General features: G+C 42.2%; 23 protein-coding genes. 5 read left to right on the top strand and 18 right to left on the bottom strand.

Annotated features, from left to right (window positions below; genetic code table 11):
- Positions 1-254: 254 nt before the first annotated feature.
- Together BMZ93_RS02850 and BMZ93_RS02845 are read right to left on the bottom strand one after the other, a co-directional pair.
- On the bottom strand, positions 255-1,358 hold the full coding sequence (locus BMZ93_RS02850; RefSeq protein WP_091502038.1) for an HlyD family efflux transporter periplasmic adaptor subunit: 1,104 nt from the start codon (positions 1,356-1,358) through the stop codon (positions 255-257).
- A gap of 13 nt (positions 1,359-1,371) precedes the next feature.
- On the bottom strand, positions 1,372-3,534 hold the full coding sequence (locus BMZ93_RS02845) for a peptide cleavage/export ABC transporter (RefSeq protein ID WP_091502036.1): 2,163 nt from the start codon (positions 3,532-3,534) through the stop codon (positions 1,372-1,374).
- A gap of 239 nt (positions 3,535-3,773) precedes the next feature.
- Here BMZ93_RS02845 and BMZ93_RS02840 point away from each other — a divergent pair, with 239 nt between their 5' ends.
- Positions 3,774-4,541, top strand: coding sequence for a helix-turn-helix transcriptional regulator (locus BMZ93_RS02840; RefSeq protein WP_091502035.1), 768 nt, complete (start codon positions 3,774-3,776; stop codon positions 4,539-4,541).
- Between the two features lie 258 nt (positions 4,542-4,799).
- On the opposite strand, the gene BMZ93_RS02835 is transcribed toward BMZ93_RS02840, so the two are convergent.
- The 9 genes from BMZ93_RS02835 to murI all read right to left on the bottom strand — a co-directional run bounded on the left by BMZ93_RS02835 (position 4,800) and on the right by murI (position 10,650).
- Positions 4,800-4,952, bottom strand: coding sequence for a class IIb bacteriocin, lactobin A/cerein 7B family (locus BMZ93_RS02835; protein ID WP_091502033.1), 153 nt, complete (start codon positions 4,950-4,952; stop codon positions 4,800-4,802).
- 9 nt (positions 4,953-4,961) lie between these two features.
- Positions 4,962-5,135: a class IIb bacteriocin, lactobin A/cerein 7B family gene (locus BMZ93_RS02830; RefSeq protein WP_091502031.1), complete on the bottom strand. Its 174-nt coding sequence runs from the start codon at positions 5,133-5,135 to the stop codon at positions 4,962-4,964.
- A gap of 224 nt (positions 5,136-5,359) precedes the next feature.
- On the bottom strand, positions 5,360-5,893 hold the full coding sequence (locus BMZ93_RS02825) for a 3'-5' exonuclease (protein ID WP_091502028.1): 534 nt from the start codon (positions 5,891-5,893) through the stop codon (positions 5,360-5,362).
- On the bottom strand, positions 5,890-6,447 hold the full coding sequence (locus BMZ93_RS02820; RefSeq protein ID WP_091502026.1) for a GNAT family N-acetyltransferase: 558 nt from the start codon (positions 6,445-6,447) through the stop codon (positions 5,890-5,892). The genes BMZ93_RS02825 and BMZ93_RS02820 overlap by 4 nt, the downstream gene beginning before the upstream one ends.
- The gene (tsaE, locus tag BMZ93_RS02815) at positions 6,444-6,899 is read right to left on the bottom strand and encodes a tRNA (adenosine(37)-N6)-threonylcarbamoyltransferase complex ATPase subunit type 1 TsaE (protein WP_091502024.1); all 456 of its coding nucleotides are present in this window, start codon (positions 6,897-6,899) and stop codon (positions 6,444-6,446) included. Before tsaE ends, BMZ93_RS02820 begins: the two co-directional genes overlap by 4 nt.
- 87 nt (positions 6,900-6,986) lie before the next feature.
- On the bottom strand, positions 6,987-8,048 hold the full coding sequence (gene queA / locus BMZ93_RS02810; RefSeq protein WP_091502022.1) for a tRNA preQ1(34) S-adenosylmethionine ribosyltransferase-isomerase QueA: 1,062 nt from the start codon (positions 8,046-8,048) through the stop codon (positions 6,987-6,989).
- 29 nt (positions 8,049-8,077) lie between these two features.
- Positions 8,078-9,130, bottom strand: a complete 1,053-nt coding sequence (ruvB, locus tag BMZ93_RS02805) for a Holliday junction branch migration DNA helicase RuvB (RefSeq protein WP_091502020.1) — start codon at positions 9,128-9,130, stop codon at positions 8,078-8,080.
- 82 nt (positions 9,131-9,212) lie between these two features.
- Positions 9,213-9,818, bottom strand: coding sequence for an RdgB/HAM1 family non-canonical purine NTP pyrophosphatase (gene rdgB / locus BMZ93_RS02800; RefSeq protein WP_091502018.1), 606 nt, complete (start codon positions 9,816-9,818; stop codon positions 9,213-9,215).
- Between the two features lie 13 nt (positions 9,819-9,831).
- Complete coding sequence (gene murI, locus BMZ93_RS02795; protein ID WP_244269338.1) at positions 9,832-10,650, bottom strand: glutamate racemase; 819 nt, start codon at positions 10,648-10,650, stop codon at positions 9,832-9,834.
- A gap of 108 nt (positions 10,651-10,758) precedes the next feature.
- On the opposite strand from murI, the gene BMZ93_RS02790 reads away from it, so the two are divergent.
- Positions 10,759-11,592, top strand: coding sequence for a YslB family protein (locus tag BMZ93_RS02790; protein WP_091502011.1), 834 nt, complete (start codon positions 10,759-10,761; stop codon positions 11,590-11,592).
- Positions 11,593-11,642: 50 nt separating this feature from the next.
- On the opposite strand, the gene BMZ93_RS02785 is transcribed toward BMZ93_RS02790, so the two are convergent.
- The 6 genes from BMZ93_RS02785 to BMZ93_RS02760 form a co-directional block, all read right to left on the bottom strand.
- Positions 11,643-13,004 (bottom strand): DEAD/DEAH box helicase, encoded by a 1,362-nt coding sequence (locus BMZ93_RS02785; RefSeq protein WP_091502009.1) that lies wholly within the window; start codon positions 13,002-13,004, stop codon positions 11,643-11,645.
- A gap of 63 nt (positions 13,005-13,067) precedes the next feature.
- A complete protein-coding gene (locus BMZ93_RS02780; protein ID WP_091502007.1) occupies positions 13,068-14,030 on the bottom strand; it encodes a DHH family phosphoesterase in 963 nt (320 codons plus the stop codon).
- Positions 14,031-14,105: 75 nt separating this feature from the next.
- A complete protein-coding gene (dinB, locus tag BMZ93_RS02775; protein ID WP_091502005.1) occupies positions 14,106-15,200 on the bottom strand; it encodes a DNA polymerase IV in 1,095 nt (364 codons plus the stop codon).
- Positions 15,201-15,271: 71 nt separating this feature from the next.
- Positions 15,272-15,631, bottom strand: a complete 360-nt coding sequence (gene rplS / locus BMZ93_RS02770) for a 50S ribosomal protein L19 (protein ID WP_091502003.1) — start codon at positions 15,629-15,631, stop codon at positions 15,272-15,274.
- A 124-nt stretch (positions 15,632-15,755) separates the two neighbouring features.
- Positions 15,756-17,462, bottom strand: coding sequence for a phospho-sugar mutase (locus BMZ93_RS02765; RefSeq protein ID WP_091502002.1), 1,707 nt, complete (start codon positions 17,460-17,462; stop codon positions 15,756-15,758).
- Between the two features lies 1 nt (position 17,463).
- On the bottom strand, positions 17,464-18,141 hold the full coding sequence (locus BMZ93_RS02760; RefSeq protein ID WP_091502000.1) for a DedA family protein: 678 nt from the start codon (positions 18,139-18,141) through the stop codon (positions 17,464-17,466).
- A 475-nt stretch (positions 18,142-18,616) separates the two neighbouring features.
- Between BMZ93_RS02760 and BMZ93_RS02755 the strand changes: the two genes are divergently transcribed.
- Genes BMZ93_RS02755 through BMZ93_RS02745 form a run of 3 tightly spaced genes read left to right on the top strand, consistent with a single transcriptional unit; the run spans position 18,617 to position 20,781 of the window.
- Positions 18,617-19,633 carry a zinc-dependent alcohol dehydrogenase family protein gene (locus BMZ93_RS02755; RefSeq protein ID WP_091501998.1) on the top strand — a complete coding sequence of 339 codons (1,017 nt, stop codon included), beginning with the start codon at positions 18,617-18,619 and terminating at the stop codon, positions 19,631-19,633.
- A gap of 11 nt (positions 19,634-19,644) precedes the next feature.
- Complete coding sequence (locus BMZ93_RS02750; protein ID WP_091501997.1) at positions 19,645-20,358, top strand: DUF6198 family protein; 714 nt, start codon at positions 19,645-19,647, stop codon at positions 20,356-20,358.
- Between the two features lie 36 nt (positions 20,359-20,394).
- Positions 20,395-20,781: a VOC family protein gene (locus BMZ93_RS02745; protein WP_091501995.1), complete on the top strand. Its 387-nt coding sequence runs from the start codon at positions 20,395-20,397 to the stop codon at positions 20,779-20,781.
- A gap of 108 nt (positions 20,782-20,889) precedes the next feature.
- On the opposite strand, the gene trxB is transcribed toward BMZ93_RS02745, so the two are convergent.
- Positions 20,890-21,867: a thioredoxin-disulfide reductase gene (trxB, locus tag BMZ93_RS02740; RefSeq protein WP_143404270.1), complete on the bottom strand. Its 978-nt coding sequence runs from the start codon at positions 21,865-21,867 to the stop codon at positions 20,890-20,892.
- Positions 21,868-21,937 lie beyond the last annotated feature (70 nt).

Genomic DNA, 21,937 nt, shown 5'->3' with positions numbered 1-21,937 from the left:
TATATAAAAACCTTTTAATAATTAGTTTTCATCAATTTATCGATAAAAATATCAACCATCAACTTAAACTCAGATCAAAAAAGTCAATGTTAAAGAATTAATTTTAAACGATACTCGCAATTAAATTACTACTAAGTAATTTAGGTTCTGTCATTAATTTCTCAACACTAAACAGTTGAATTATTTTTTTCAATGGAATATTTCCCATGGTATAGAATAAAGTATTTTCTAATAGTAATATTTTCTTTTTTTTCTTAATCGTTAAAAATCAAATTCCTTAAATAATTAAACCATGTTATTTTACCAGTGATAACCGATACCCTTCCTTCTAAACCATAGCGCACCTTAGAAATGTCTTTTGATTCCGTCTGAATCAAAGCCTGTACTTGATATAGACTTCCACTTTCCGTCTCTGTAGGTGCTACCTGAATACTACGAATGCTGCCAGTGGCAACAAGGGGAGTCGGACCAGTTTGATTCGCTTTAAAACGAACACTTTGTTTTACCTTCAATTCATTCATTTTGTTAGCAGGGACAAAAAATTGGATTATCAACTTATTTTTCTTGTTAATTTTAGGATAAACATCGGCAACTTCTGTACCAAGAGAAATACTTTTAGATTTAAAATTGCTATTTTTCAAATGCAATATACCATCTTCTGGAGCTCTAACCGTCAAGTGTTCCATATTACTATTCAAAAATTCATACTCACCCTTTAAACCAATAATTTTATTTTTTATACCTTGAATATCTTGTTTAATTCCTGCCAATGTTTTTAGTTTCAAGCCCATCTTTTCTTGAGAAAATGATTCATGACATTGTGCTATCTTTTTGTTTCTCTCTTCGATACTCAAATCCATTTTGTTAATTTCATCAATATTATTTTGGTTTTGTCTATCGACTTCATTTATATGGTTTTGATATTCAGCAAATAGCTCCTCATAACCATAATGATTACTAACTGAAAAGGGTTTCTTATTCGATTCGACACTATTTTTATAACCCTCTAACTCCTCTTTTTGTTTCTGAATTTCCTTTTGTTTCTGTATATTATTTTTCAAATTAATTTTCATTGATGGATTAGATAATTTCAATAAAGTCTCACCCGTATGGACCACTTTATTTTCACTCAAATTATTTTCAATAATCACACCTTCTGCATTGGAATAGATTTTCAAAATTGCTTCTCCCGGAATGATTTTACCCACTGACTTAACAGTTATTTCCTTTTTAGTAATAAATAAAATAAGAATTGAAATAATGAACACTGTAACAATTGGCCAAATTATCTTTGTTGCAAAACTTCCAAACCGACGATGATAAAACTCAGCACTCTCAAATTTCATTTCATCGTTCAAAAAACCACCTCACTTATTTTTGAACTAGCGTCTGATAGTGTTTATTACTTTTAAGTAATAAACCGTGCGACCCGTCTGCCACAACATTTCCCTTCTCTAACATTACGACTCTTTCAGCGTATTCAGCAATGGTTAAACGATGGGCTACAAAAATGATAGTTTTGTCTTGAATAGCCATTAATCGGCTAATAACCTTTTTTTCTGTCAGTCGATCTAAGTTACTGGTTGATTCATCTAAAATTAGTACTTTAGAATTTCTCAATAGTACTCGAGCTATCGCTAGCCTTTGCTTCTGCCCTCCAGAAAGTGTAGTAGTATCTGACAGTTCAGTGAAAAAACCATTTGGCATTGCCTCAATATCAGCTCGTATCTCAACCATTTCGCAAGCTTTGAAAACATCATTAATATCAATTTCACTTTCTACGCCTAAAAGTAAATTATCAATAATTTTTCCAGAAAAGAACTGCGATTCTTGTGGAACGTAAGAAATAATCGAACGAAGTGATTCCTTATTAACGTGTTTAATGTTATGACCATTTATCCTAATTTCCCCACTTCCATTTTCCACTTCAAAAAAACGAATTAATAACTTTACTAAAGTCGATTTTCCAGATCCTGTTGATCCAACTAAAGCTACTTTTTGATTGGCTTTAATTAATAAATCAAGGTGGTTAAAAATTGAGTGATTATATTGATATCCAAATGAAAGAGACTTAAATTCAATTTCTATTTTTTCTGCACTTAATGTGAAAGATTCATCATTTAATTGAAATTCAGATTGCACCTCATACACTTCTTGTAATCGATGAGCAGCAACCATGGCCATTTGGATTTTACTTTGTAAATTAATGATTGACTGTAATGGATCAGTAAAATAACTTAGTAAAGCATTATAGGCCATTAATTTTCCAATCGTCATCTCACCCTTAATCACTAGTTGAGCACCAACCCATAAAATAATGACTTGCAACATTAATTTTATTAACCCTTTAACTGCTTCTTGAATTGCTATAGCTTTTTCTTTCAAAAAAGATTTTGTCAAAAAAACAACATAATCATGATCAATGCTTCCATAGCTTTTTTGTTCAGCCCCCAAAGCCTTAACGGTTTCCATTCCCTTCAAGCGTTCAATAATTGAAGCTTCCAAATTAGCTCCAGCACTCATCACTTCATGGTTTAATCGCGAAAACTTTTTAACAAAAAGCATAATAATTATGCAATAAATCGGAATAGATAATATTGTTATTAAAAAAAGCTGTGCATTGTAATTTAATAAAATAATTGCCATCATTAAAACTACAATCACATCAATAAGTAGTGAAAGAATCGAAGAAGCTATTGCTTCAATAACTGAATTAGCATCATTAAAACGTGAAGTTAACTCCCCAATTCTTCGATTATAAAAAAAACTCATTGGCAGTTGGAAAAGGTGTTTGATATAAGAAAGAATCAAATCAATTGATAAACGTTGCCCTATAACTATCAAAAGATATTGTTCAGTATAGGACATTATTTGTTGAAAACTGTATGCAATGATTAATCCACAACTCACTATTGTTAATGTACTTGTCATACTATTTGGCACATATTCATCGACTAATAACTGGACAAAATATGAACCCACAACGCCTACAAGAGTGACAAATAAAGCAGCTATCACTGTATTAACAATCAAACCTTTGTACTTTTTCATAATCGAAAAAATTGATGACAAATAACTATCATGCATTTTTTCTGGACTAAACTCTGGATTAGGAGCAAAAAACAATGCAACTCCTGTCCACTGTTTCGAAATTTCGACATATGACATTGCCATTTTTTTTACATTCGGATCAGGATCTGCAATATATATTCGGTTGTGGCCAACCTTATAAATAACATAGTAATGTTCTACAATTTGCCCTTTATCAGGTTTTTGAACGTGAATGATAAAGGGCAAAGGTAATTTTTTATATTCATCAAATAATGTCATGTTTGCTTGAACTGCTTGAACGGTAAAATTTTCTTTCTCGGCTGCACGTTTAATGCCGAGTGCAGTTGTTCCCTCCAAATTAGTCTTTGCTAATTCCCGTAACCGGGCAATGGATACAATATGTTTATATGATTTTAGTACCATAGCTAAACAAGCAACACCACAATCTCGTTCATCCACTTGGGAAATATATTTAAAAAACACTCTTTCCTCCGTTTTTCACTAATACAAACCAGTATTTACTTTTTTATATTGCTTATAATTTTTATCTTCTGTTTTAAGGCACCCAAAATATAACAAGAAAAATAACTAAGAATTGCTAAAAAAATAGCAAGCAAACACCAATTTTATCTTGCCTGTCCAAACTTAAAATGATAACTTTAAAAAAATTAGTAGTTCTCATGCTTATGTAAGATTCAGCCCCGTTTAAAAGGAGCATAGTGATGCAAAGAAACTTTATTTTAGAATTACGAAAAAAGCACTCGTTGTCACAACAAGAATTTGCTGATTTAATATTTGTTTCGAGACAATTGGTTTCAAACTGGGAACAAGATAAAAGTGAACCTAGTCTAGAGAATAAAAAATTAATTGCCACATTATTTAACATGGATATAGATGAATTGGATGTATACAATAAAAATAATCATTTAAAAAACTCAGAAATTAAAAAAGAAAAAATAAAACAGGCTTTTTTACAATCACTAGTCCGTACACAAAATACTTTAGAAACTCTACAAGATATCGCTAAGGAAAGTAACCTAAAAAAGAATGAAGTACAATTGTACTTTTTAAACAGTGAAGATGTTCTAATCGACATCATTAAAAACATTGAGAAAAGCATTTACATACAATTAAATCATTCGCTTCATGAGCAGTCAGATTCCTTAGCTAGAGTACAAAACCGAATTTTCCCCGTCCTTTATCAACAACAAGATAATATCCGGATTTTATATCAAAATGCAATTTCACGAGCATATTGGAATGAAGTACTCGAGAATGTTTTTAACCAAATAATTGACAAAGAATTACAACAACGACAGTTGACTCATCTACTAATTGATCGGTCTTTTCAAATATATTTAGTATCTCGTCAACTAATGTCTTTTATCGAAACATGGATGCGTCATCCAACTTCCCCATCTTTAAGAGATATTCAATTACTTTTTAAACAATTCAGCTATTATTCAACTAAAATTCTATTAGAAAATTAATCATTCTTAAAAAAGCTTCTCAAATAAATTGAGAAGCTTTTTTTAGATTAATAACCAAGAATTTGAAAAAATATATTTAACAATTACCGTTTACCGCTTACATTATTAGACTCTTGGATAGTAATACAACATATATAAATCACCAGAAAGCCACCATAAGATTTTTCTAAAATACTAGGCAAAGAAATAAAATTTAAATCATTCAATATAATAGCAAGCAAATAAATTATAAATACGGCAATCAAAAAGTTGAAACTTTTACCTTTTTCGCGATGCAAAATCTTTCCCCATCGTATATCCTGCCATATAGAGTCCTAACAAAATTCCGGGTGCGATTCCTCCATTAACGTCAGATAACTCTTTATCAGTTAACAAATATTTCTTTTCCATAATTGCATTATTAACGTTCATATTATTCCCCTATCTGTTTAACAAATAACCTGTTGCTGCTCCAGCCGCCAGAGCTCCAGCTCCCCATGCTGCTGACTTTCCAGTAATCACCATTCCAGCAATTACGATTGGAAATAAGCCCCCATTAATATTCTCTAATTCATGATTTGATAATACCTTATCGTTTAAACTTAACTCATACATAAGTGTCACTCCTTTTTATTAACCGAAAATACAACTAATAATTATTTAATGCGTTAGCTAACACATTTAGCATAACAAGCTCTTAGAAACATTCTGCTAAATAAATAGCAAACTCATCACCAACTATTGCTTGTGCATCTCATTTTTTATTACGTATTTTCCAATTGCATCATAAAAGCCATCCGTTCTTTCGAACGAATGGCTTTTAATTTGAATGAGTACTATTACTTATACCTTACCGCCTGCTTCAATGGTGCCGTTCCAAAGAGTTGACCCTGTCGAATTAAAATCTCAGCACAGGCCACCGCGTCAGCTAAGGCGTTGTGGTGGTTCTTCAATGAGATGTCTAAGGAAGCCGAAACCGTATTCAACTTATGGTTAGGTAGGTCCGGCATTAACTTACGAGAAGTGCGCAAAGTATCCAAGACCTGAAAGTGCGCATCCGGTAGGTCGTAATAGTCCAGGCAGGCCTTCAAGACGGATACATCAAAAGTCGCATTGTGGGCTACTACCAATTTATCCTCGGTAAAGAAAGGTGCAATTGTTGGCCAAATATTTTTAAAAGTCGGTGCATCCACCACGTCTTTTTCGTAAATACCATGAATCTGTGAGTTGCGAGCCGAAAAATGTGTATCCGGCTTCAACAGGGTATAAAACTGGTCAACAATTTTATCATCGCGAACAACAACAAGAGCTAGCGAAACGGCAGAATGCCGCTGGCCAGAGGCCGTTTCAAAGTCAATTGCTACAAAGTTCATGCTAGACTCAACTCCCTTCGCTCTAATTCTGCCACCCGTCCGTTGGGTAACTTCACCTCTTGCTCATCCCCAGGCTGTACTTCAAAGCCCAGTTCATCGTAAAGATGACGGGCCGGCGCATTGCTAACGTCAACATCCAACCAGAGCCGGTCGTACCCAACCTGCTCAGCCCAATCAATCATGGCTTCAATCGTCAGACGTCCTAAGCCTTGGTTCTGATAGTCATTCAAAACGGCAATCCCCACTTCACCAGCTGAAATTGATCCAATGCCAACCGGATAAGAAACAGCAGGATTATCAGCTGAATCAGCATCCGATTCAGCTTCCGCCCAAATCAACCAAGACTTTGCCGGTAAATCGTCCTCTGGGTCCAGGTCATCTTCATCAAAGGACTGGGACTGTTGGCGAGCCAATTCGTCGGCTAGTAAAAAGGTATCGGACTCCTGCTTCAGCACGGCTAATAAATCTTGAGCAGCCTGAGCATTGGACAGGTCCATCCCCTTTAAACTATAGGTTAAAGTCACTTCATCCCCATCCCGCTTTTCCGCCATCATGACAAATCCTCTTCAATACTTGCAGCAGAACCGAGGCCCTTGACGGTAATCACACGGTCAGACTCAGACTCCCCCGTTCGCTCAAAGGTCATCACCAAGCGGTCGTTTGGTAGTAAGTCCGCCATAAACTGTGGCCACTCAATCAAAGTGACCCCATCGGTTCCCAAGTAATCTTCAAATCCCTGGTCAGCCGCACCGGATTCTTCCAAACGGTAGGCGTCGAAGTGGTACAAAGGAATTCGACCAGATTCGTAGGTATTCAAGATATTAAAGGTTGGGCTCTTCACACGGTCTTCAACCCCCAAAGCTTGGGCAAACCCTTTCGTAAAAGTCGTCTTCCCAGCCCCGAGGTCACCGTTCAAGGTAATGACCAAACCAGGCTGTGCAAGGTTGGCAATCTGTTCTGCCAAGGCCTGGGTTTCTTTTGCATTTTTGCTTTCGTATTTTTTCATAGAGTCTATTATAACATGGTCCACAAAGAGACGGTCTGAACCGAATCAAGCAAAAAGCAGCCAATAAAGGCTGCTTTTATTTATCATTTATTTATGCACGAACATGGCATCCCCGAAGGAGAAGAAACGGTACTTATCCGCCACCGCGTGCTTGTAGGCGTTCAAGATGTTATCACGACCGGTAAAGGCCGCAACCAACATCACAAGGGTTGACTTTGGCAAGTGGAAGTTCGTAATGAAGGCGTCCACAACCTGCCAGTCGTAGCCAGGTTTGATGAAGATATCAGTCCAGCCAGAATCCGCCTTTAAGTCACCATGGAACTTCGTTCCAATTGTTTCCAAGGTACGAATTGAAGTCGTACCAGTGGCAACCACACGGCCACCGTTGGCACGCACCTTGTTTAACTTTTCGGCAGCCTCTTCCGACAACTGGTAGAACTCGGAGTGCATCTTATGATCTTCAATGTTTTCTTCGTCCACCGGACGGAAGGTTCCTAGTCCAACGTGCAAAGTCAATTCCACCAATTCAACACCCTTATCGGCGACTTTTTGCAAGAGCTCCGGCGTCCAGTGCAAGCCGGCCGTTGGTGCAGCCGCTGAACCATCCACCTTTGAGTAAACGGTCTGATAGCGCTCCTGGTCATCAAGTTTTTCCTTAATATATGGAGGCAGTGGCATTTCACCAAGTTCTTCCAAGCGTTCCATGAAGATGCCCTGGTAACTGAATTCGATGTAACGGCCACCGTGCTCCAATTCCTTGACAATGGTACCAGTCATCACTGGGTTCTCTGGGTCATCCCCAAAGACAATGGTTGAACCAACCGGTGATTTTTTCGCTGGCTTAACCAAAACTTCCCAGACATCGTCGTGATCCTGACGGAGCAAGAGCACTTCGGCATGCCCGCCAGTTGTTGGACGAATACCGTGCAAACGGGCTGGCAAGACACGTGAGTTATTCATAACCAAGGCATCGCCCGGGTTCAAATAATCAATGATGTCGTAAAAATGCTTGTCTTCATAAGCACCCGTCAAAGCGTTCAGAACCAGCAAACGGGATGACGAACGGTCCTTCAAAGGTGTTTGCGCAATTAATTCTTCAGGTAAATCATAGTCAAAATCAGATAGTTGGTAATGTGGTGCTTCCGTCATGGAAGGCCCCCCTTTTTAATTTATCAAATTTATTTCTCAGGATATGGTCGACCAAGGTGCTCGTAAGCCGCCTCTGTCACAACACGGCCACGAGGTGTCCGTTTCAAAAAACCGATTTGTAGCAAGTAGGGTTCGACCATTGATTCAATGGTGTCCTGTTCTTCACCAATGTTAGCGGCAATCGTTGCCAGACCAACCGGTCCACCATTGTACAAATCAATCATCGACAGCAGCAACTTGTGGTCGGTTTCATCCAAGCCCTTTTGATCGACACGTAGCTTATCCAAGGCCATGTCAACCAGTTCCGGTTCAATCGCTGTCTTACCGGCCACCTGGGCAAAGTCGCGCACCCGCTTTAACAAGCGGTTGGCAATTCTTGGCGTCCCACGGGAACGTAGGGCCACGGCCAAGGCTCCCTCTTTCGTAATTGGTGCCTCAAAAATCGCCGCCGTACGTTTGACAATCTCCGCCAAATCTTCCGGCTCGTAGTAGGCCAAAGAGTTGATGATACCAAAACGATCACGCAGTGGCTTTGACAACATTCCTGGACGGGTCGTCGCCCCCACCAATGTGAAGGGTGGCAGTGGGAAGTGCACGGCCCGGGCCGTTGGTCCCTGTCCAACCATGATATCGATGTAGTAATCTTCCATGGCCGAATAGAGCATTTCTTCAACGTTCATTGGTAGACGGTGAATCTCATCGATGAAGAGCACATCTCCTGGTTCGAGCCCGTTCAAAAGGGCCACTAAATCACCGCCCTTTTCAATGGCAGGACCAGAAGCCGTCTTCAAGTGGACACCCAACTCATTAGCGATAATCATCGCCAAGGTTGTTTTACCAAGTCCCGGAGGTCCAAATAGCAAAACGTGGTCCAGCGCTTCTTCACGCATTTTAGCTGCCTGCAAATAAACCGAAAGCTCTTCTTTCAATGCCCGCTGGCCAATGTATTCCGACAGCTTCTTTGGACGCAGCGAGAGTTCGTTCTCCTGCTCCTCTTGATTAGCCGAAGCGTTCTTCAAAAGTTCATCCGTCTCGTTTTGCCCTTCATACCAGGCGTTAAATTGTGGATTTTCGTCAGTCATTAGTCCTATTATAACCTAATCAGCGCTACTTTTGCCCGCCCGCAAACAGACTTTTCCCAATTAAAAAAGTCGGTTCCCCGACTTATTCTGCCAACCATGTTGGCAATTTTGCAATCATTTCTTTCAAGGCACGACCACGATGGGAAACGGCGTTCTTTTCATCCATCGTCATTTCCGCAAAAGTCTTTTCTGCGGGTGCATAGTAGAAAATTGGATCATAGCCAAAGCTCTCCCGGCCGTCCCAATCCTCGGTGATAAAGCCGTCCACGCGACCAGCCGCTTCCAAGTTTGAACGGCCCTTACCAGCTACCACCATTACTGTTGTAAAAAAGGCTTCCCGGTCAATCGCTTGAAGACCGGCCATCTTTTTCAAAACCTTCTGGTTATTCGCCACATCATCGTGGTCACCGGCATAGCGGGCCGAGTACACACCCGGTTCACCATTCAAAGAAGGAATGACCAAGCCAGAATCATCGGCCAAGATGTAGTCATCAGGGTAAACAGCAGCGATTGCTTCCGCCTTCTTGCTAGCATTTTCCAAAAAAGTCTGACCATCTTCCACAACATCAGGTAGTTCTGGCAAGTCAGCCAATGATAAAACGTCTAAATCAATCTTAGCATCCTTTAAGGCCGCTTCAATTTCTTCTACCTTATGGGCGTTCTTACTTGCAATAATCAATCGTGCCATGACAATCCCTCAATCAATCTTTTTGTTCTAATTCTTTTACTGGTAGATGGGCAAAGTGCCAATCCCCATCACCAAGCCAATCTTTGGCAATGGTTTCAAAGGCATCAACCGGACCGGTGGTGTACAAGTCATAGGTTGCAGCCGATACCGGTTCATTATTCAACAAATCAGCATTCTTCAAATAATCAGCTAAATCAACAGCCGTCGCTGAGCCCGCATCAACCAAGGTGACATTTTTTCCAACCGCCTTCTGAATTGAATCTGTCAGCAATGGGAAGTGCGTGCAGCCCAAAATCAAGGTATCGATATCATCAGCTGCAAAAGTCTTTAGGTGTTCATCCACCTCTTTTTCAGCTACAGCCGTCTGGTAGGTATTTTTTTCAACCAACTGAACAAAGTCCGGCTCGGCCTGTGCAAAGACTTTCGCCTCCGGTTGCAAAGTCTTAATCTCATCTTGGTACTTACCAGACTTCACGGTTCCTTCAGTTGCAATCAAACCGATTCGACCCGTTTGACTGGTCTTAACAGCCGCTTCGGCACCCGAATCAATCACCCCAATGACGGGGATCTCGAGTTCTGCTTGTAAAACCGGCAAAGCACAAGCCGTGGCTGTATTGCAGGCAATAACGAAAACCTTGATATCGTATTTTTCAACCAGAAAATGCGCAATCTGTCGGGCAAATTGCACTACTTCTTCAGGCCGACGGGGCCCATATGGGTTTCTGGCATTGTCGCCAATAAAGACAATCGATTCCTGTGGTAACAGGGTTTTCGCTGCTTTTAAAACAGTCAAACCACCGATACCAGAATCCATCATTCCAATTGCGTTCATCGATTTTTTCATACTTCCTATTATGGAAGATTCATGAAAAAAAGCAAGAGAGACTGCGTCGTTTTGCCTGGCTTTTGTTATAATGGTTAGAAGAAAGGATTTTGCCTAATGCCAAACGCTAAAGCCAATAAAAGAATCGGTTCTAACCGGACAGAAAACGCCTTCGCATCCCTTCTTTTGCGAGACGGTTTATTGCAAAACTTATTAACAGATGATTACGCCAACATCACTTACTGGGCTGGTAAGGAATTAGCCCGTCAATTCCCATTGGAATCAATTGGTGAATTATCAGAGTTCTTTGATAACGCCTCCTTTGGTACGCTTGAAATTGCCTACCAGGGTGAATCCGAACAGCAATGGGTTTTGGCTGGTCCAGTGGTAGCTGACCGTTTGTCACTTAACCGTCAGGCTGACTTTTCACTGGAAACCGGTTTTCTAGCGCAGCAGGTTGAAATGCAAAACCAAGCAATCTCTGAAGGATACTTCCAGGTTGTGAACCGTAAAAACTCCGTTACCATCACTATCATGGTCGATAACGAACATAAGATTAACTCACTAACGTCATCCGAACAGGTTACCTTTCGTGACCGTTTCTTCGATATGATGGATGCCAAGACGGAATCCGTTCAAGAACAGATTGAACAATCCGGTACAATTAAGCCCGCTTCCGAATCACACTTCATTGATGAGGAAACAGAGCTGTCAACGGATGAAGCCTTAAGTGCTAGTGTGAACTCCACTACGCCAGAATCCACAGAAGACAGCCAGAGCCAATTGGAACAGGCTGCATCCCTTGCTTCTGAAGCTGAAGTTGACGAACACGTGGCCATGTCCGAAGAAGAGGAAGAACTCTCAGTGGAACAATCCATTACGAACTCCCTTCTAGCCTTCGATCCAAAGGCTAAAAAGAACCGTGATTCAAAGAGTACTTTAGATTACTAAACATATTAAAAAAGCACCCGATCAATTCGGGTGCTTTTTTATGCAAATCATTAACCGTTTTGCTTGTTCTTACGCATTGTATTCCGGCGTTCTTGACGCGCTTCGATACGACGGTCCATTTGTTGCTTACGCTTCAGGTTATTCTTAATCTGACGCTTATAGCCAGGCTTAACCTTCTTCTTTTTCTTCTTCACCATACCGACCATTTCTGGGTCAAGCTTCTTGGTGGTAGCTTGACGCTGATAACGGGCCTTACGGTCCTTAATATCAACAATCTCACCGTTCTTAATCTGCTTGTTCTGGAAAACAATTCCTAACTTTTCCAGTTCAGCAATTTTCTTTTCTTCGTCAGGCCCATAGAGCGTTACCGCCGTTCCAGGTAAACCGTTACGGCCTGTTCGGCCAACACGGTGCACGAAGAATTCCAATTCACCAGGAACTCCATCGTTAATAACGTGGGATACTCCCTCAATATCAATTCCACGGGCAGCTAAATCAGTGGCCACCACGTATTGATACTCAAGGTTCATAATTCCCTTCATCACACGACGACGTTCGCGAGGTGGAATATCGCCGTGAATTTCGGCAACCTTCAAGCCTTGGTGACGAAGGTGCATGGCCAATTCCTTCACACGTTCCTTTGTGTTACCAAAGATCAAGGCCAGATATGGGTTGAAGATTGACAACAACTTGTCGATTACTTCTTCCTTATCCTTTGAACGGGTTGAAATCAACCAGTTGTCAATCGTATCCGCAATCGTAGCTGACGTTGGAATGGTCGTAAAGGTTGGGTTCTCCAAGTACTTACGCAAGAAAGGCTTCAACTTTTCAGGCATCGTAGCTGAGAAGACCAAAGTCTGCAAATCCTTTGGCATAGCGGCTGCCAAGAAATCAACATCTGGCAAGAATCCCATGTCCAAAGTCATGTCGGCTTCATCAACAACCAGCGTTTCAGCCTGGTTAACAACTAAAGCACCTGTCTTGACCAAGTCGGCCAAACGGCCAGGTGTTCCCACAACAACCTGTGGTTGATGCTTTTGTAACTGTCGCATTTGACGGGCCTTATCGGTTCCCCCAACGTATTCGACGATGGAAACCTTTTCCATTTCCATGGCTTCCGCAAACACACGGGCTGCCTTGGCAATTTGTGCCGCTAATTCACGAGAAGGCGTGGTAATCACAACCTGCGTCTTTTGCAACTCAGGCTTTAAGTTATTAAAGACGGGCACCAAAAAGGCGTGGGTCTTCCCCGACCCCGTCTGAGATTGACCAACGACATCTCCACCACGCAAAGCCGTTGGAATCAACTTTGCTTGGATTGGTGTTGGTTGGTCGAAGCCGATCTTCTTAAGTGCTGACAGCACTTCCGGCTTCAGATTAAATTGGCCAAATTGTTGGCTTTGATCTGACATATTGTCCTTACTTTCTTGTCTTTGCCCGTATAACGACAATTCGCTTCAAACGGTTAAAGACTTTTACTTCGCATTCTTAAGGGCAGCATCCACGCGGTCAACGACCTCTTGAATCTGCTCCTTACCATATGCCCAAGCACCAGATGCCAGTGGGTGTCCCCCACCATCAAAGTCTTGTGCAATGGTATTAATGACAACGGAACGGGAGCGCAAACGTACTCGGTAATCTCCGTTATCTTGTTCTTCAAAAATAGCCCAGGCCTTCACGCGGTCAATTCGTGATGGAATTGAAACGGTATAAGAAGTACCAGCATCCCCCAAGTGGAAGGATTCGAGCAAATCACGGTCCAAAATCACGTAGGCGAAGCCTGAATCCAAAACCGTAATGTGCTGCATCACCCAACCAGACAACTTCACTGCCGCTTCTGGTAGCGTTGTCATCTGTGTGTACATCTTCTGGTAGTCAAATCCGTAGGAAACTAACTTTCCAGCAACGTTGAAGACATCTTCATTCAAAGAATACATAAAGCGACCAGTGTCACCGATGATTCCGATGTAAAGGAAGCGGGCGGCTTCCTTTGTCATCTTTAGTCCCTGGTCCTTCAACATTTCATAGAACTTGTAAATCAAAACAGCGGTCGCCGCAGCATCATCTTCGACCCACTGCCAATCACCGTATGGTTCCACGTTTGGATGGTGGTCAATCTTAACCACTTCCATCCCGTTGCGCCAACGTTGATCATCAACACGAGGGTCGTTAGCTGTATCGACAACAATAACCAAGGCTTTCTTATAGGCTGAATCCGGCACATCATCCGCAATTGGCTGACCATCACCAATCCAGGCCAAACCAGGAATCTGCTTCCCTGCTGCATAGATTTTCTTTTCAGGGAATGAAGCCTTCAAAATAGCCTGCAATCCAAGCTGAGAACCATAGGCATCAGGGTCAGGTCGTTGGTGGCGGTGAATAATGATTGTGTCGTAACGCTTAATTTGCGCCAAAATATCTTCTTGGATGCTTGCCATAAATATATCCTTGTCTTTTTTGTCTACTTTTTATTATACCCTAGCTAGAGTCTGGAACCAAAGGGAAATCAATCCTTAGAACTGGTCGAAGAGCGATACCGCCTCATACTTTTGCTCCACAATGTTAGAGAAAGTGATTCCTAACAAGCGAATGGCGAATTCTTCTGGATACAGTTCATCAAAAATCAACATGGCCTGCCGAGCCATAAAGGCTGGGTCCAAATCAAAAGTCGTTGACTGGGTAATTCCCTTGGTCTGCGTCTTAAACTGCTCGTCACGAATTTTCACCGTCAGGGTTCGTCCCAATAGTTTCCGCTTCGTCATATTCGCGACGACTTTTTCAGCCAAATCTTTAAAGGCTGCTTCAATCTGTGAGCGGTCGTGTAGAGCAAACTCAAAGGTCGATTCCTTCCCAACGGATTGGCGAACCGATCGATCTTTCACTGGGGAAAAGTGGGTTGCCCGAGCCTGCCAGTACAAAACATCCCCAAAAGAACCGAAATGCACACGCAAGTCGTCTAAGGACATGGCAAATAAATCACGGCCATCCTTAACCCCCAGCTTTTCAAACTTCTCTAGGGTCTTTTGACCAACACCACGGAACTTGCGGATTGGCAAGTTCAACATGAAGTCCTGGGCCAAGTCATGGGGAATCACCGTCACCCCGTTTGGCTTATGGTGCTCAGAACCAAGCTTCGCCAACACCTTGTTGTAGGAAACTCCCACCGAGCAGGTCAGATGAGTCTCCTCCCAAATGCGATGGCGCAGCTGTGCCGCCAGGGTTGGCGCGGCCATCTTATTGGCCGACACATCTAGATAAGCCTCATCCAAAGCAACCGGTTCAATCATATCGGTGAACTCATGAAAAATGGCATGAATCTGCGCTGAAATAGCCCGGTATTTCTCAAAGTTTGGTGCAACAAAGACTAAATTCGGGCAGGCCTTCTTAGCCTCAATCGCGCCCATGGCCGAGTGAACCCCGGCCTTTCGGGCAATATAGTTGGCCGTGGCAATCACACCGTGCCCGTGGTGCTGGTCAGGATCGCGTCCAATACCAAGGGGGACCTGCCGCAGTTTCGGATTATCACGCATTTCGACTTGGGCGTAAAAAGCATCGATATCAACATGTAAAATTCGCCGATGATCCTTTGCCTGCAAAAACTCTGACATAGCAGTCCCCCTTTCCAACTATTTAAGCAAAATAAAAAGTCCCCACTAGAAGTGGAGACTTTAACTCGAACTTAGACGTCGCGACGACGTTCCTTGATACGAGCTGCCTTACCTTGCAATGCACGCAAGTAGTAAAGCTTGGCGCGGCGAACTTGACCGTAGCGAGTAACTTCGATCTTGTCAACACGTGGTGAATGTACTGGGAAAGTACGTTCCACACCAACACCAGAAGAGATCTTACGAACAGTGTAAGTGGCCTGGATTCCAGTTCCCTTACGCTTGATCACAACTCCTTCAAAGAGCTGGATACGTTCGCGAGTACCTTCAACGATTCGAGCGTGAACTCGAACAGTGTCCCCTGCACGGAATTCAGGAATATCGTTCCGCAATTGGGCTGAAGTAACTTTTTCTAACAAAATGTTTTGACGCATGTCATTCTCCTAATCGCCAATCTTATGCTTGCCGAACCGACTAACGCACAGCGGATTACCGTTAATTTATGGCTTATTGCCTTTTAATAGTATACCAAAGGGCAAACTTTCTTGCAACGGTCGCTTAACCTTGAACCTTGGCAGCCATTTCCGTTTCATAGGCAACCAACTTTTCTTCGGCTTCCTTATCAGAATCAGCCACAACACCAAGGTAGAGCTTCAACTTTGGTTCCGTACCTGAAGGACGAAGGGCAATCCAAGAGCCGTCTACCAACCAGTACTTCAATACGTTGGCCTTTGGCTGTGGCATCTTCTTAACGGCACCAGCGCGGTCAACCTGTGTTTGACTAGCAAAGTCCTGTGTCGCCAATACCAATTGTCCTGCGACTTTTTCAAGCTTTTCGTTACGGAACTTTGTCATGAGGTCTGCCATTTCCTGGTGACCAGAAACACCTGGGAATTCGTAAGCAATCGTCTTTTCCTTGAAGTAACCGAACTTCTTGTACAAGTCTTCCAAACCATCGGCAAATGAACGACCTTCAGACTTGTAGTAAGCAGCCATCTCGGCAAAGAGTACTAAGGCTTGAATGGCATCCTTATCATGTGAGAATGGCTTAATCAAGTAACCAAATGACTCTTCAAACCCAAAGAGGTATGTGTAGTCCTTCTTTTCATCGAAACGATCAATCATGGCCGCGATGTACTTAAATCCAGTCAAGACATCAAAGGTTGTCACGCCAAATGACTTGGCGATTTCAGAGGCAAAACGTGATGAAACGATTGACGTGACAATGGCACCATTATCTGGCAAAGTCTTTGTCTTCTTCTTAGCCGTCAACAAATAGTTCACCATCAATGCGGCAATCTGGTTACCAGTCAACACTTGGTAAGAACCATCGGCCAAACGAACAGCGGCACCCATACGATCAGCATCTGGGTCGGTCGCCACCACAAGGTCAGCCTCTTCCTTCTTGGCATATTCAATACCAAGAGCGAGTGCGGCTGGGTCTTCAGGATTTGGCTTCTTAACCGTTGGGAAGTCCCCATCCAAAATCGCCTGTTCCTTCACAATTGTATAGTTCGTGAAACCCGCTTGTTGCAAGGCCTTTTCACCAATGTACTGACCCGTTCCGTGCAAAGGTGTGTAGACGAATTTCAAGGCCGCCCCTTCCTTCTTAATGAGGTCATGGTCAACTGAAATTGTCTTAACTTGTGCCAGGTAGGCATCATCGACAACATCGTCAATGACTTGTACCGTCTTTTCGGACGCATCCTTTTTAATATCGAATGGGTTTGTAATGGCGGCACGAGCATCAATAACTGCTTGGACCGCTTCAGGAATCATCTGACCCCCGTCTTCACCATAGACTTTATAACCATTATCTTCCTTAGGGTTATGAGAGGCCGTAATCATGATACCGGCAAAGGCCTTCCAATCACGAACGGCAAAGGATAGTTCAGGCGTTGGGCGCAAAGATGAAAAACGGTAAACCTTAATGCCATGGGCTGACAAAACCTGTGAGGCTTCAATCGCAAATTCAGTGGAGTGGTGGCGTGAGTCAAAGGCGATCACAACACCACGGTCCTTTGCTGCTTGACCGTTTTGATCAATGTAAGTAGCCAACGCTTCCGTGACTTTAGCAACCGTTACCACGTTAATGTGGTTGGTTCCAACGCCCATGTGGCCACGCATACCGGCAGTACCAAAGGCCATATCTTGATAGAAGGCTTCTTCAATAGCATCTGCTGGCATGTTATTCAATTCAGTTTTTAGGTCAGCAGGTAAATCCGCCTGCTTCCACTCGTTAGAAGTTTCTTGATAAGTTGTCATGTTATTTTTCTTCTTTCTCTTGACTAGGCTTCATAATTAAGCGAAGGATGGCTTGACGAAAGCGCTTTGAACGCAATGTCAAAACCGCTGCAATAAATCCAGCAACAATGATTGCTGGCAAGACGCCCTTTGGCAGCATCAGGTGGCCAAAGAAATAGCCAACCGTGACCATCGTTAAGGACCATAGGGCCGATGCTTCAACCGACATTTGAACATAGAGTTTAAAGGGGAGCTTCAACCGGTGCGCTGAGAGAGGAACTACGGTTCGAACATAAGGAATAAACCGTCCCATAATAATAAACAAACGCCAGCGCTTAGGATTTAGATTCTCTGCAATTTTTTCAGACAAATCATCATTCACATGTTTTTTCACCCAGGCAATCTTATCCACCTGTTTGACTATCCATGCTCCTAGCCAGTAGTTAATTGAATCGCCAATCGCTGAAGCAACAGCAAATAAAACCACTAAAATGGCAAACTCAGTCACTGAATGGTGACGGCCAGCCAACCCCGCTGCCGTCATCACCAGAGCATCCCCTGGAATAAATCCGGCAACAATGGCCCCGGTCTCAATCAATATCAATAGAAAGAGTATTGATAATTCGATTAAAGAAAAGTTTGCATCTGCATGGCCAATATGGGTCACCCAATCAGCCACAGAGCTAAAGGCTAATATCATGTGTTTCTTTCTCCTCTTTTGACTGGTTCAACAGTCGACACACTAGTAAAAAAGCAAAAAAATCTTTCTTATCTTCTCCCTACTATTCTAAGAAAAAAAGATTAACCAAAAATAAATTCTACTTCTTTACCTATTCCCATCATACGCTAAGAACCAGTCAAAATCTTCCTCCAATTCTTGATTTTACTTAAAGAATCTTTCTATTAAACATTAATCGTCAAAGGGTTTCTATTTTTATGCTCATCAGTCATCACATTTTCAAAACCTTCCTTCTATAATTAAAAGCAAATCAGCTGATTGAAACGATATCGCAACATTGTTACATATTATGCAATATAAATAATTAGTGAAAAGCCCATAAAAAGCTATTAAGAAGGCATTAAAAAATAATTCTAAATTGGTATTGACAAAAGTTTGCTCAATTATTATTATATATTGTGTAAAGAAGAACAAAGAATATTGGAGGACACAAGTCATGGAAGCACTTGTTTTAACTGGTAAGAAGCAATTGGAAATCAAGAACATTGATAAGCCAGAAGTTAAGCCTAACGAGGTATTGATCCACACTGCCTTTGCTGGTGTTTGTGGAACTGACCACGCTTTGTACGCCGGAGAACCAGGATCAGCTAGCGCTGTTCCACCAATCGTCTTGGGACACGAAAACTCAGGTGTTGTTGCTGAAGTTGGTTCAGCTGTTACAAACTTGAAGGTCGGTGACCGCGTGTCAGTTGACCCTAACATCTACTGTGGACAGTGCAAGTTCTGCCACACAAACCGTCCTGAATTGTGTGAGCACCTTTCAGCTGTTGGTGTTACCCGTGATGGTGGTTTTGAAGAATACTTCACAGCCCCTGCAGAAGTTGTTTATCCAATCCCTGACAACGTTGACTTGAAGTCAGCTGCCATTGTTGAACCAATTTCATGTGCTATCCACGGTATGAAGTTGTTGAAGCCATCTCCTTACCAAAAGGCTTTGGTTATCGGTGACGGTTTCATGGGTGAACTCTTCGTTCAAATCTTGCAAGCCTACGGTATTCACCAAGTTGATTTGGCTGGAATCGTTGACGAAAAGTTGAAGATGAACAAGGACTTGTTCGGTGTTAAGAACACTTACAACACAATGAACGGTGACAAGATCCCTGCTTCAGAATACGACATCGTTATCGAAGCCGTTGGAATGCCACAAACACAGGAATCAGCCGTTGAATCAGCTGCCCGTGGTGGTCAGGTCTTGATGTTCGGTGTTGGTGGACCTCAAGCTAAGTTCGAAATGAACACTTACGAAATCTTCCAAAAGGAATTGACTATCCAAGGTTCATTCATCAACCCTAACGCCTTTGAAGATTCATTGGCCTTGCTTTCATCTGGTAAGTTGAACGTTAAGCCATTGATGTCACACGAATTGTCATTGGCACAAGTTGATGACTTCGTTAACGGTAAGCTTGGCGTAGTGTCAAAGGCTGTCGTTAAGGTCGGTGGAGAAGAAGCCTAAAGGTAAGTATCATGCAGAAAAGTAAACGAACACTGGGTTGGGGTGCATCCCTTTCCTTCTTCGCCTTTTCACTGGTCATTAACTCCATGGGTAACGTGCTAACGATTGCAACGAGTCAAAAGATTCACCCTGCATTCCTTGGTTCAGCCTACTGGACGGCCGCCGAAAACGGCTGGAACATTTCCTTCATGGGAAATACATCGTTCGGTCTATCCATCACTTTCTTCGTTGTTGGGGTCATTATCGCCCTATTGAACATGGTGCTAGACCGTAAGGTTGATTTAATCCGTTTCTTCGGAAACTTAGCGTTTATGGTTCCCTTCTCAATGTTGATTGGTGCTTTCTCAGGCTGGTTCAACAAGATTATGCCAGATGCCCACGGCTTTGGTATGATGATGCTTTATGTGGTACTAAATTTCCTTGGAGTGGCTTTAATCGCCATTGCTATTTCAATCTATCAGCGAACAAACATTGTTTTGCACCCTGCCGATGATTTGATGCAAATTCTACGATTTAAGTACTTCAAGGGTAATGCTGGAATCGCGATGTGGGTATCCTATATTCCCCCTACTATTATTGGTATTATCGCCCTCATCGCCGTTCCTGACTTTTCAAACTATGGTTTAGGAACAATCTTCGCCTTCCTCTTCCAGGGAAATATCACTGGATGGGCTGATAAAGCGATTTTCAAGAACCTCAAGCACCAAGGCATTACAATCGAGTAAAATAGTATACTGTTAATAAAAAAAGGATGTGTTCACATGGCATTAACTGATTATTTTGACGATATCCAACACGTTGGTGTTCCAACCACTGACTTAGACCGTGCTGAAAAGTTCTGGTCAAGCATCGGTTTTAAGAAGATTGGTGAATTTGCAGCTGGTCCTGTTAAGTTCATGCAATATGGTCACCTTGTTATCGAGACATGGCTTGGTGATGAAGGTACTGGTAAGCCTGGTGCTATCAACCATATTTCAATGAATACTTCAGACGCAGATGCAGCATTTGAAGAAGCTAAGAAGATGGGACTTGATCTTATCGATACAGAAGTGCAGCACTTGCCTTTCTGGGAACACGGTATCAAGTTCTTCAACGTTCGCAACCCTGACGGTGTTATCGTTGAATTCTGTGAAAAAGTCAAAGGCTAATCAAAGCTAAACAAAGCAACCTCAAGTTCATACTTGAGGTTGTTTTTATTTGTATAAAACAAAAAAGCATAGCTAATTAGCTATGCTTTTTCTGTCAAAACATTATTTTTAGGCTTCAGAACGATTAGCAGCAATATAATTGTAAGCTGCTTGACCAGCCAAGCCACCATCACCAACAGCGGTCGTAATTTGACGTAGTTCCTTAGCTAGCACATCACCAGCTGCGAAGATCCCTGGAACCTTTGTTTCCATCTTCTCGTTGGCTTGAACCCATCCTTGCTGGTCCGTGATACCAAGACTCTCTAACGCCGTTGTGTTTGGCTTTAATCCAATATAGATAAAGACTCCAGCGGTTTCAAAAGTCGAGCGTTCATCGGTCTTGTTATTAACCAATTCCACAGACTGTACTTCTTCACCATCTCCTTGGATAGCAGTAACCGAAGTATTGTAAACGAATCGCAAGTTTTCCTTCTTCATAGCCCGTTGCTGCAAAATGGGTTGTGCTCGCAACTGATCACCACGAACAAAAACCGTCACATCTTTTACGATGTTAGCCAGGTAGATGGCTTCTTCGACTGCCGAATCACCACCACCAACAACAGAAACTGATTCACCCTTAAAGAAAGCAGCGTCACAGACCGCACAGTAGGAGACACCCTTTCCCTGGTAATCTTCTTCACCAGGAACACCAAGGTGGGTGTGCTCAGATCCAGTGGCGATAATGACAACAGGGGCCTGTAAGTCTCCCATGTCTGTATGAACGACTTTTTCTTGGTTATCTAGGATATCAATACCAGAAACAGAACCAAAGCTGTATTCAGCACCAAATTGAGTTGAGGAAGCATACATCTTTTCAGATAAGTCTGGTCCCATAATTTGATTGTAGCCGGGATAATTCTCAATTTCGGCGGTATTATTCATTTGACCACCATAGATCCCCTGGTCAACCATCACGGTTTTTAATTCAGCTCGTGAGGCATAGGTAGCGGCCGTCATCCCCGCAGGACCTGCTCCGACAATGATGACATCATACTTTTTAATTTCAGCCATGGTCTCTCCTTTACCACTCAGAATTAGCGTAACCATATTGTACATTTAAAAGGTACAATAGTCCACAAAAAAAGAAGAGGTTATCTAGACCTCTTCTTAGAAAAAG

This window comes from Fructobacillus durionis (assembly GCF_900112405.1).
Taxonomy (GTDB): domain Bacteria; phylum Bacillota; class Bacilli; order Lactobacillales; family Lactobacillaceae; genus Fructobacillus; species Fructobacillus durionis.
The sequence above is the reverse complement of the archived record's forward strand: the minus strand, read 5'-3'. Positions and strand labels throughout refer to the sequence as shown.